The organism is Metabacillus litoralis, from assembly GCF_003667825.1.
GTDB lineage: Bacteria > Bacillota > Bacilli > Bacillales > Bacillaceae > Metabacillus > Metabacillus litoralis_B.
This window is the reverse complement of sequence record NZ_CP033043.1, coordinates 4,215,137-4,226,446: the sequence shown is the minus strand read 5'-3', so window position 1 is coordinate 4,226,446 and position 11,310 is coordinate 4,215,137. Positions and strand designations below refer to the sequence as shown.

14 protein-coding genes are annotated in these 11,310 nt (G+C 36.1%); all 14 read right to left on the bottom strand.

What is annotated here, in order from left to right:
- Nucleotides 1–42 precede the first annotated feature (42 nt).
- The 14 genes from D9842_RS20585 to rnmV all read right to left on the bottom strand — a co-directional run bounded on the left by D9842_RS20585 (nucleotide 43) and on the right by rnmV (nucleotide 11,263).
- A complete protein-coding gene (locus tag D9842_RS20585) occupies nucleotides 43–273 on the bottom strand; it encodes an anti-sigma-F factor Fin (protein WP_121664132.1) in 231 nt (76 codons plus the stop codon).
- Between the two features lie 99 nt (nucleotides 274–372).
- Entirely contained in the window at nucleotides 373–930 is a 558-nt protein-coding gene (pth, locus tag D9842_RS20580) for an aminoacyl-tRNA hydrolase (protein ID WP_121664131.1), read from the bottom strand.
- 203 nt (nucleotides 931–1,133) lie between these two features.
- A complete protein-coding gene (locus D9842_RS20575; RefSeq protein ID WP_121664130.1) occupies nucleotides 1,134–1,760 on the bottom strand; it encodes a 50S ribosomal protein L25/general stress protein Ctc in 627 nt (208 codons plus the stop codon).
- Between the two features lie 280 nt (nucleotides 1,761–2,040).
- Entirely contained in the window at nucleotides 2,041–2,994 is a 954-nt protein-coding gene (locus tag D9842_RS20570; protein ID WP_098795100.1) for a ribose-phosphate diphosphokinase, read from the bottom strand.
- Nucleotides 2,995–3,013: 19 nt separating this feature from the next.
- Nucleotides 3,014–4,390, bottom strand: a complete 1,377-nt coding sequence (glmU, locus tag D9842_RS20565) for a bifunctional UDP-N-acetylglucosamine diphosphorylase/glucosamine-1-phosphate N-acetyltransferase GlmU (RefSeq protein WP_121664129.1) — start codon at nucleotides 4,388–4,390, stop codon at nucleotides 3,014–3,016.
- 299 nt (nucleotides 4,391–4,689) lie between these two features.
- The gene (gene spoVG, locus D9842_RS20560; RefSeq protein WP_026562422.1) at nucleotides 4,690–4,980 is read right to left on the bottom strand and encodes a septation regulator SpoVG; all 291 of its coding nucleotides are present in this window, start codon (nucleotides 4,978–4,980) and stop codon (nucleotides 4,690–4,692) included.
- Between the two features lie 299 nt (nucleotides 4,981–5,279).
- Nucleotides 5,280–5,654, bottom strand: coding sequence for a 2-iminobutanoate/2-iminopropanoate deaminase (gene ridA / locus D9842_RS20555; protein ID WP_121664128.1), 375 nt, complete (start codon nucleotides 5,652–5,654; stop codon nucleotides 5,280–5,282).
- The gene (gene purR / locus D9842_RS20550; RefSeq protein WP_121664127.1) at nucleotides 5,641–6,501 is read right to left on the bottom strand and encodes a pur operon repressor; all 861 of its coding nucleotides are present in this window, start codon (nucleotides 6,499–6,501) and stop codon (nucleotides 5,641–5,643) included. The genes ridA and purR overlap by 14 nt, the downstream gene beginning before the upstream one ends.
- Before the next feature lie 59 nt (nucleotides 6,502–6,560).
- On the bottom strand, nucleotides 6,561–7,430 hold the full coding sequence (ispE, locus tag D9842_RS20545; RefSeq protein WP_121664126.1) for a 4-(cytidine 5'-diphospho)-2-C-methyl-D-erythritol kinase: 870 nt from the start codon (nucleotides 7,428–7,430) through the stop codon (nucleotides 6,561–6,563).
- A 246-nt stretch (nucleotides 7,431–7,676) separates the two neighbouring features.
- The gene (locus D9842_RS20540) at nucleotides 7,677–7,868 is read right to left on the bottom strand and encodes a small, acid-soluble spore protein, alpha/beta type (RefSeq protein WP_098795105.1); all 192 of its coding nucleotides are present in this window, start codon (nucleotides 7,866–7,868) and stop codon (nucleotides 7,677–7,679) included.
- A gap of 154 nt (nucleotides 7,869–8,022) precedes the next feature.
- Nucleotides 8,023–8,292 carry a biofilm formation stimulator Veg gene (gene veg / locus D9842_RS20535; RefSeq protein WP_026562427.1) on the bottom strand — a complete coding sequence of 90 codons (270 nt, stop codon included), beginning with the start codon at nucleotides 8,290–8,292 and terminating at the stop codon, nucleotides 8,023–8,025.
- Between the two features lie 431 nt (nucleotides 8,293–8,723).
- Nucleotides 8,724–9,605 carry a sporulation peptidase YabG gene (yabG, locus tag D9842_RS20530; protein WP_121664125.1) on the bottom strand — a complete coding sequence of 294 codons (882 nt, stop codon included), beginning with the start codon at nucleotides 9,603–9,605 and terminating at the stop codon, nucleotides 8,724–8,726.
- 222 nt (nucleotides 9,606–9,827) lie between these two features.
- Nucleotides 9,828–10,706 carry a 16S rRNA (adenine(1518)-N(6)/adenine(1519)-N(6))-dimethyltransferase RsmA gene (gene rsmA, locus D9842_RS20525; RefSeq protein ID WP_121664124.1) on the bottom strand — a complete coding sequence of 293 codons (879 nt, stop codon included), beginning with the start codon at nucleotides 10,704–10,706 and terminating at the stop codon, nucleotides 9,828–9,830.
- Nucleotides 10,706–11,263: a ribonuclease M5 gene (rnmV, locus tag D9842_RS20520; protein WP_121664123.1), complete on the bottom strand. Its 558-nt coding sequence runs from the start codon at nucleotides 11,261–11,263 to the stop codon at nucleotides 10,706–10,708. Before rnmV ends, rsmA begins: the two co-directional genes overlap by 1 nt.
- Nucleotides 11,264–11,310: the final 47 nt, after the last annotated feature.

The following is an 11,310-nucleotide window of genomic DNA, read 5'->3' as shown; positions in this document are numbered from 1 at the left end:
CACATCAAAACAGAAAAATGCCTTGGGTATCACCCAAAGCCCTTACTGAATCAAATTATCCACTTGGTGAAGATCAGGGTTTCTATGTAGTGCATCCTGGCAGTCCTCGCAAATTGTTTTAACATGCATATCTCCATTTTGTTGGTAGGTAATCATTTCTTGACGTTCGTCATTGGTTAAAGAATCAAATCCTAGCTGCTGACTAGAAAGTGATTGATTATCAAGGCTTCCAACCTTCACACCACAGTGTCTACAATAATAATGCAAAGCCATGTTTAGCCTCCTGAAAGGTATGTTTTTACTGATAGTATGGACCTTCGTTCAGGAGGTTATACATGATAAAGGCTAAAAACCCATCACGTACCCGGTTAACTAATTATATTCATTCATTACTTGTACAAATGGTTGTTGAATCCAGCTTTCACATGCTTTTGCAGAATAACTGATTGCCTCATTAATGCCTTGCAAATCAGCCTCCGTAAATTGGCCAAGCACATAATCTGAAATCTTCATTCCATTTGTTGGTCGGTCAATTCCAACTCGAATTCTGTTAAATTCTTGGGTTCCCAAGTGCTGAATCATCGATTTTATCCCATTATGACCACCAGCACTTCCTTTGGCTCGCAGTCGTATTTTACCAACAGGTAAATCTAGATCGTCATATATCACAACTAAATCCTCAACATTCATATCATAAAAATCCATTAAGGGCCGTATACATTCTCCAGATAAATTCATGTAGGTGAGTGGTTTTAATAATATGACTTTCTCTCCTGAAATATGTCCTATTCCATAAATGCCATTATACTTTTGGCGATCAAGAGGGATTGATAAATCCTCAGAAAGTTGATCAATTACTTTAAATCCTACATTATGTCTTGTATTTTCATACTGCCTACCCGGATTTCCTAGCCCGACGATGAGTTTCATATATACCCTCCTAACCACATCAAATCATCTATTTCAATATCGCGTGTTCAAGTTTTCACTAATATTTTATTCTATTCATCTTATTTAGCATATTCATTCTCTGAACAAAAGTAAAGTGCCAGCTTTCCATTTTCCTTTAAGTCGATATAAAGGATGAAAAACTGACACTTTTAGACTTTATTTGCACCTAAGCTAACTGGAAATTATTCCTCGTTATGCTCTCGGCCTTCTTCATTTGTTGGAGTTCCTGGTTCTTGTTCTTCACCACTATCAATTTCTTCTTCCTGCTGAGGAGGTAAGATTGACGCAACAACCTGTTCCTCATCCTGTACAAATTGATATTGACCGCTTGATGTTAAGTCCTTTATATAAAGGGCATCATTTACAGCTAAATTTGCAATATCAATATCAATTGTTTGTGGAATTTGTCCTGGTTTTGCGCTTATTGTAACTTCATGTAAAGATTGTTGAAGAACGCCTCCGTCCTTTACTCCTTGAGCTTCACCAGTCAAATGAAGAGGTACTTCTACCTCTACGTCTGCCTGCATGTCTACTATATGAAAGTCAGCATGAACAATTTCATTCTTTAAAGGATCTGTTTGCATATCATATAGCATAACAGCATGTGATGAGCCATCTACATCTAGATTAATTACTGTATTTTTTCCTTCTTCTCGTAATGTTTTAATAAGTTCAATGCTATCTAAAGCTACTGGCTTACTTTCAACTTTTTTACCATAAATAATTGCTGGAATTTGCCCCGATTCACGTACCTTTCTTTTTGCAGAATTAGTGAATTCAGTTCTTTTAACTGCTTGTAGTGTTGTCATAGTTTACACCTTCCTAACGAAATTCGTTCTTATATATTGTTTGCCCATAATGTGAAAGGTATAAACATTTTTTGCAAAAACTTGTCGATAAATACAAAAGCGCAAGGCGCCCGCCTATCTATGAAAAGCATAATTCAACAAGGAATAGAAGATGTTCTGTACCTTCAATTCCTAGTCGAATTATGACCTCGAGCCGATGGCGCCTGGAGTGACATTCTATAATTTACAGCAATAAAAAAACCTATCCAAATCATAATGACTTGAATAGGTTTTAGTTCTATTAATCAAAAAGTAAACTTACTGATTGCTTTTCATGAACACGAATAATTGCTTCTCCAATTAAAGGTGCTACTGAAAGTTCAACTAGTTTATCAATTCTTTTTTCTTCAGGCAGAAGAATTGAGTTTGTTACAACTAATTCTTTTATTTTTGAGTTAGCAATACGTTCAATAGCAGGTCCAGATAAAACAGGGTGGGTACAGCAAGCATAAACTTCTTTTGCACCGTTTTCTTCTAGTGCATTGGCAGCTAATGTAATAGTACCAGCTGTATCGATAATATCGTCAATCAAAATTGCTGTTTTCCCTTCAATATTACCAACAATGTTCATAACTTCTGCCACATTTGGTCTTGGACGTCTTTTGTCAATAATCGCAATTGGAGCTTTTAGTTTATCAGCTAATTTACGAGTTCTTGTCACGCCACCATGATCAGGAGAAACAATGACAATATCCTCTAAATTCTTCCCTAAGAAATACTCACCTAAAATTGGTACCCCCATTAGATGATCAATCGGAATATCAAAGAATCCTTGAATCTGTGGTGCATGAAGATCCAGTGTAATAACACGAGTAGAACCGGCAGTCTCTAAAAGATTCGCTACAAGCTTAGCTGTAATTGGCTCCCTTGCTCTTGCCTTACGATCTTGTCTCGCATAACCATAGTAAGGGATAACAATGTTAATTGTTTTTGCTGATGCACGCTTTAAGGCATCGATCATAATTAACAATTCCATTAAGTGCTCATTTACAGGATCACTTGTTGATTGAATAACATAAACGTCACAACCACGAATACTTTCTTCAATATTTATTTGAATTTCTCCATCACTAAAACGGGTAACAGAGCTTTTACCTAAATCAACACCAACAATATCCGCTATTTCTTTTGCGAGAGCCGGGTTGGAATTGAGTGCAAATATTTTTAAATTAGAATCTCCATAGCGATTTGACATGGTAAAGTGAAAACCTCCATTAGGAATTTTTATTATTTAATCGGTCGACATAATTCTCTTTATTTACTTGTCTTGACCGTGCAACTGACAATGCTTTTTCTGGTACATCATTTGTTACTGTTGAACCAGCAGCAACATATGCACCTTTTCCAATCGTAACAGGTGCAATTAGGTTTGAGTTACAGCCAATGAATGCACCGTCTTCTATTTTCGTTAGATATTTATTTTTTCCATCATAGTTAACAGTTATTGATCCACATCCAAGGTTTACGTCAGCACCAACCTCTGCATCTCCAATATAGCTTAGATGTGATGCTTTGCTGCCTTTGCCCATTTTAGATTTTTTCACTTCAACAAAATTACCAATTTTCACTTCATCAGATATTGTCGAAAGTGGGCGTATATGTGCGAAAGGACCAATTGAAACGGAAGCACCTATTTCACTATCATGAGCAACCGAATGCTTAATTGATGTTGCATTGTTAATGTGGCAGTCTTTTATTTCTGTATTTGGTCCGATGATACAATCTTCACCAATAACTGTTTTCCCAATAATCATTGTCCCTGGATAAATCACGGTATCTTTACCAATAGATGTCTCAGCAGAAATATATGTTGAATCAGGATCTATCAATGTTACCCCGTTTTTCATATGTTCTTTATTAATGCGTTGCTTCATTATTTTTTCTGCTTGTGATAAAGCAATTCGGTCGTTTACACCTAATGTTTCATCAAAAGATGAAGTTTGATAAGCAGAAACAATTTTCCCTTCTTTTTGTAGGATCTCAATCACATCTGGAAGATAATATTCACCTTGGACGTTATCGTTTGATACATGGCTTAAGGCTTCAAATAATTCCTTATTATCAAAGCAATATGTACCGGTATTAATTTCTGTTAGTTCTCGTTCTATTTCACTCGCATCTTTATGCTCAACTATCTTTTCTACCGTTCCCTTATCGTTACGAACTATACGCCCATATCCAGTTGGATCTTCCGCTTTAGCTGTCAAAACTGTTGCCTTTGCTTGTGACTCTTGATGATGTGACAAAAGAGCAGCCATTGTTTCTGATGTTATTAACGGTGTATCGCCACAAATAACAATGGTTGTTCCTTCTTCATTTTCTAAAAACGGAGCAGCCTGCATAACAGCATGTGCTGTTCCTAGTTGTTCACTTTGCAAAGCATATTCTGTTTGGTCACCTAACTGAGACTTTACCTTTTCTGCTCCGTGACCAACAATCGTTACAATTTTAGATAAAGTTAGTTGTGACACTTGATCTAAAACATGCTGGACCATAGGCTTTCCGCAAACAGGATGTAATACTTTATATAAAGAAGATTTCATTCTTGTGCCTTGACCTGCAGCTAGAATTACTGCATACCGTTTATCCATTATTTAGGCCCCCAATTAGAAGTAATCTATAGAATGTTTATAATAGTACACCTTTTTATCCATAAAAAATATATCTTAAAATAAGTCCTATTTCAAGACAACAAAAAAAAGTACACGATATTTCTAATTTTAGCATAAGTTTTGCTTTTCGCACGTTTGTGACAGGAAAGTTCATTATTTTTAAAAAGTCTGAAAAGTAGATGGTAAGTGGGATAATGGAGAGGTTGGTTGTTCTTAACTTGTGATAATGACAAATTAAAAAGAACTTTGCCCAATTAGGCAAAGTCCTTATCTTTATTTTATGAAGCACCTGCTTCTTCAAATTCTACTTCTAACTCACCTAAACGATGATATTCTGCTAATACAGCATCTTGAATTTTTCCGCGTGTACTAGAATTAATAGGGTGTGCAATATCTCTGAATTCACCGTCAGGAGTGCGCTTACTTGGCATCGCAACAAAGAGACCGTTATTACCATCAATTACGCGAATATCATGTACAACAAACTCATGATCTAACGTAATAGAGGCAATTGCTCTCATACGTCCTTCGGTATTTACGCGGCGTAATCTTACGTCTGTAACTTCCATTCTGTTCACCACCTTTTCCCCCATATGAAAAACTTTAGTTACTTAATTCAACGTTTTTTTTATTATTCCTCCCTTATTTTGAAATTTTTTTATTTTTGGGCAAATTTATTGACAAAAAATAGTGAAAACCAACAATTTCTTCCTTCATCTAAAAAGAATACCAATTTTATAAAGAAATTTTTATCGACATTTTCTTGTTTGAACCTGTTAATTTCCGCTCCAATCATCTTCATTGATAGAACCTATTAACTATTCTCAAAACAAAAAAACCAATCACAGTTTGTGATTGGCAAAAGATATTATTTAATTAACGCAATAACTTCTATTTCAACTAATGCATCTTTAGGTAGTCTTGCTACTTCGACACATGAACGGGCTGGTTTATGCTCCGAGAAGTATTGACCATAAACTTCATTAAACGGAACAAATGAATTCATATCCTGAAGAAAGACTGTTGCTTTAATAACCGTTTCTAAAGAAGCACCTGCTTCCTCAAGTACAGCCTTCAGATTTTGAAACACTTGATGTGTTTGTTCAACAACATCACCTGTCACCATTTCTCCCTCAGCTGTTAACGGTATTTGACCTGAGCTGTAGAATACGTTATTAACAATAATTCCTTGTGAATATGGTCCAATTGCTGCTGGTGCATTGCTTGTACTAACTGTTCTCATTCAAATCCTCTCCAATCTTTTCTTCATTAACAATTTGGAAGTAACTTCCGTCTGTTACTTGGATATTTCGTTCACGAACGTCGACATCAGCTAATTTCACTAGTGAAACATATTGATCCACCAACCGCTCTTCAACGCCCTCTGTCTCGACTAAAACACCGATCCCTGCTACCTTTGCCTTAAACTCCTCAAGAAGGCTTACCATCCCATTTATGGTGCCTCCTGCTTTCATGAAGTCATCTATGATTAATACATTAGATCCCTCTTTTAAGCTTCGTTTAGCTAGCAGCATGGTTTGTATACGCTTAGATGAGCCTGAAACATAATTAATACTTACAGTTGATCCTTCTGTTACCTTACTGTCTTTCCTTACAATAACCACCGGTACATCCAGTTGTGCTGCTACTGCATAAGCCAATGGAATCCCTTTTGTTGCAACAGTCATAACAACATCGATCTTCCTGTTACTAAAAACAGTTGCAAAAAGCCGGCCTATTTTATTAACAATAGAAGGAGTGCCTAATAAATCAGTTAAGTATAAGTATCCACCCGGCAGTAGCCTCTCCGGCTTTGCAATAAATTCACAAAGTTCTTCAATAAATTGCTTTGCTTCACTTATCGCAACCTTTGGTATGAATTTGACTCCACCAGCTGCACCAGGAACTGTTAACAACGTTCCTATTCCTTGCTGCTCAAAAGTTTCTTTAATAATGGTTAAGTCTTCACTTATAGAGGATTTAGCAGATTGATACTTTTCAGAAAAATGGGTTAACGGCACTAAAGAATGTGGATGATGAAGCAAGTAGTTTGTCATATCAACAAGTCGACCACTACGACGAAATTTCATGAACTGGCAACCTCCAAAATCCGAATATTATTATTGTAAATATAACTTAATATCCGTATTTAATCAAGGATGTTTCGTTCACCAAGCATTCTTACTGCAAAAACCTGATCACAAAAACCCCTTAATCCATTGTAAACTCGTGGCAAACGCGATTCATATTGAACCAAGCCAAAGACTGTTGGTCCACTTCCACTCATTAATACGGCATCTGCGCCAAACCTTTTCATTTGATCCTTTATGTTAGCCACCTCCGGATGCATTCGTAAAGTAACACTTTCTAATACATTTCCCATAAGTGTACAAATTTGATCATAGTCATTTTTATGTAAAGCATCTATCATTCCCTCAACATTAGGATGCTTTATTTTTTGGAGATTTAGATTCTTATAAACATCAGCTGTTGAAACCCCTATCGTTGGTTTCGCCAACACAACCCAGCAATGTGGAGGTGGATCTATATGATGAATAATCTCTCCTCTACCTGTTGCTAAGGCCGTTCCTCCGTATACACAGAATGAAACATCAGAACCAATTTCCGCACCAAGAGTAGCCAATTCATCAAGAGTCAGCCCAAGACTCCATAGCTTATTTAAGCCACGTAAAGTTGCTGCAGCATCACTGCTTCCACCTGCTAACCCTGCTGCAACAGGAATTGTTTTTGTTATAGATATGGAAACACCTCTATTAACTTGATAGCGCTCCTTCAAAAGTCGTGCAGCTTGATAGGCTAAGTTCCTTTGATCGTCTGGCACAAAACGATTATGTGATACAATTCGAATTTCATTGTAAGGTAGATCAATAAGTTCAACCCGATCAGCTAAATCTATTGTTGTCATAATCATTTTAACTTCATGAAAGCCATCGTCACGTTTCTTTAGTACATCAAGTGACAAATTTATTTTCGCTGGTGCTTTTTCTAATACACGCATTGTCATCACCTACTTAAACGATCTAAAAATTGTATCAACATTGTACCACAAAAGCAGGTATTGTATTGCCTTTTTCGACAATTCCAGTTGAAATGAAACAGTTTTCACTATCATTGACCACGATTATGTCACTAATTCAAAAAAGCTAGAATTTATAGTAAATTTCATATAGAAAGAAAGGGCTGACCAAAACCTCACTTATCAAACTGAATAAGTGAGTAATTTTAGCCAGCCCCGCCGCTATCATTACTGATTTACATTATTTTGTTGGGCAAGCTGTTGTTGTGCTAATTCAATTGCACGCTTTACCATATTACCAGCATCCCGTGATCGAATAGCTCCCCAGCCTTCTTCTTTTACTGTATCGTAAAAACCTAAGTCTTTTGCTAACTCATATTTAAAGTCTTCCGACATCATTCCACGACGACGTCTGCCCATGTCGACCACACCTTTCAAAGGATAAGCTTGGAATGTAAAAGAAAGAGATAGTACTGCGGCATTATTTAGTATTTGCATAAAACAAAAGATATATGTAATGAAGACGTTAATAAGATCACTTTTAGACAAAAGAAAAAACAGTAAACATTGATGTCTACTGTCCACTAACTGCAAACGAACCTGTTGTATCTTCAAAAAATGTTAATTGCACTGTTTCGGTTAATACATCGGCATAGCTGTAAGATACTCGTTCAAATGAATTTTCATCTTGATCAAGCTCAATAACAAAGACAGATGGATAGGTTTCTGCTAGCACACCACAGCGTTCTATCGTTTTTCTACGACCACCATTAGCTTTAAGAGTTAGTCGTCTGCCAAGATTACCATCCAAGGACTTTTTAATATCCGTTAGAGTTTTTCCCATTGCATCCACCTCACTAATATGATTATACAACCTTCCGCCTATGTAAGTCAAATAAAATTAAAATTATAACAGTAATTTTTCACTACTGTCAATAAAATGTTTTCAACAAAATTCTCACTTTGTTATGGTTAGTTTGAACAATCATTCCCTCTTTTATGTATGAAAATGAATGTTTTTTATAATTTTCTTTTCAAACGTTCATTTTTTATCTCATTTCCCTCTGTGTACGGGTTATTTTTATAGAAAAATCTTAAAAAATACTGAATATCAAATAATGACCTCCATTAAAAATCTTATAGAATTTTATCAAAAAATTTCTTGAAGATTCATCATTTCAATCTCCTTAAAAACCACATTGAGCCCCACAAACAACAGGACGTTTTACAGAAACAGAAAAAGCCACTTACATATGATACGTAAGCGGCGCAAGTTTATTGTGTTGTTGGCTTTCTATACGGCATTCCTGTCCTTAATACTCCTCTTGTTTCCACACCACCAAGACCTTTTTCCCTTGTTAATGTGTTACGAAGGACTTCCCATACATTTATTCTTTCTACAAAAGGAGTAAAGCTTATTTTAGCAACAATATATACAGGATCTAGTGCATGAATGTTTACTCTTGAAGGAGAGCTTGCAAAATTAGCCCCTGCACGTATCAAAGATTCAAAGTGAGACTGACATGCCCCAGCAAAGATTACAAGCTGATCAAGGTGTGGTACCTTATTTCTTGCATTACGGACAGTTTGAACAAAATGCTTGGAATGTCTATAGGCGTTGATATCGTCAATGTTTCCCTTATGTTTTGAGTATGCATCATGTCCGGTCACAACTAATATATCAGGTCGATATTTTGATAGGAGCTCTGTGATTTTTTCCGGCATCTCTTTTTCATTAAGGTGAACACCATTAACCGGTACACCAATCTTCTCATATAAAGCCAAGCACTTTTGTAAATAAAGTGGATCTCCATCAACATGCAGGACTCTCCCCGGCATATGGAAAAACTCTTCATTATGGCTATAGCTGGATGTTGCATAGTACTCCTGCTTTTCCCTTAGAAGCTGATAATCCTGCCTAAATAAATGATAAGATTGATCAATTCGTTCTTTTTCTCTCTGCTTTCGGGAATTTCTCTCTGCCTCATCTACAAGAACTAAATCACTACAGTCAGCATCAGCTATTAATCTCACTTCATCACCATGTAAAATTGCAATCTGCTCTCCTGAAGCAGATGAAATGACATCAATCACTCTAAATAACAAATCTAAGTTATAGGATTTTCTTACTACAACATCTCCAATTTTTACTTGCATGTTATATCACTCCAATGAATGATTCACCTGAACACTTTATTTACCCATTAATCAGGCTTCAAGATCTCTTATACACTTCAAGTAATCTTTTACCATGTATAAAATGTATCCTTTTCTAGCCTATGTAGTTTTTTGCTTTTGGTGATTTATATCATGGGGATATAAACAAAGTAAAAAGCAGGAGATCGAGACTTATGTTGCCTGGATCTTCTGCTTTTTTATTTATTTTACAACCTTTGCTAATGCATCACTTAATTTGGCGAATTCCTCAATAGAAAGAGACTCTCCTCTCCTTTTTCCGTCAACCTCAACATGCTCCAATGTTTCTTCGATCTTTGCTTTTAATTCCTTGCCATTTGGAATAAAATGAACAAGGTTATTTAAAAGAGTTTTTCTTCGTTGTGCAAAACTCGCTCTTACAATTTTGAAAAAGAAGTCTTCATCTTCCACTTCTACAGTAGGCTTGTCTCTTACTAACAATCGGATAATAGCTGAATCTACATTAGGTTGCGGAACAAACACTGTCTTAGGCACTGTCATAACGGTCTTAGCCTCTGTATAGTATTGAACAGCAATCGAAAGTGATCCATACTCCTTTGTTGATGGAGCGGCTGATATTCTGTCTGCTACCTCCTTTTGAAGCATAACAACAATTCCCTTGAGAGGAAGCTTATCTTCTAGCAATTTCATAATGATTGGTGTTGTTACATAGTAAGGGAGATTTGCCACAACCATAATCTCTTCACAATCGCTAAAATTTTCTTCAATTGCTTTTTTCAAATCAGCTTCCAATACATCCTGATGAATAACTGTTATATTTTCATATGGGCTTAATGTTTCATTTAAGATCGGAAGAAGGCGTTTGTCTATTTCAAAGGCTACTACCTTCTTAGCTCTTCGTGCAAGCTGCTCAGTTAATGCACCAATTCCAGGACCTATCTCTATAACCCCTGTTTTTTCTGTCACATTAGCATGATCTACAATTCTTGAAAGGACATTTGGTTCAATTAAGAAATTTTGACCTAAGCTTTTTTTAAAAGAAAATCCATACTTTTCTAAAATGGCTTTTGTTCTTACTGGAGTTGCGATATCTTTTATCATTATTTAGTTTCCTCCTGTAGAATCTTCTTTACTGCATGAATGAATTCCGCTTTACTGATTTGAAACATCTGCAGCCTTTTATGAAGTTGTTTTCCATTTGTATAACCAATTTTTAATAGTATCCCTAGTCTTTCTCGTCGATCTTTTGCTTGATTCCCGCCTATTAAGCCTGCATCTAATAAATCCTCAAACTCAATCTCACTTACAAATTCTGTCATCTCTTCCTTCACAGATTCAAGTGCCTGTTGGATGGCATCGATGGAAGCATGTTCTACTCCAATGCCCTTTCCTCGCTTTGGTCTTGCTTCATTCTTTGGTAAAAATGCATGCTTACATCCTGGAACAAGCTCAGCAATTGTTTTTCTAATTTTCTCCCCTGGAAAATCGGGATCTGTGAATAAAATAACGCCTCTCGTTTGTTGTGCGAGCTTTATTTGCTCAATGACAGCATCTCCAATCGATGAGCCATTTGTTTCTATTGTATCGGCATCAACTGCTCGTTTAATGGCTGTTGTATCATCTTTTCCTTCAACAACAATAATTTCTTTTATTTTCATTATTTCCTCCAAAAAACTTGAAACTTTTTTAACTGCTATTACGTCTT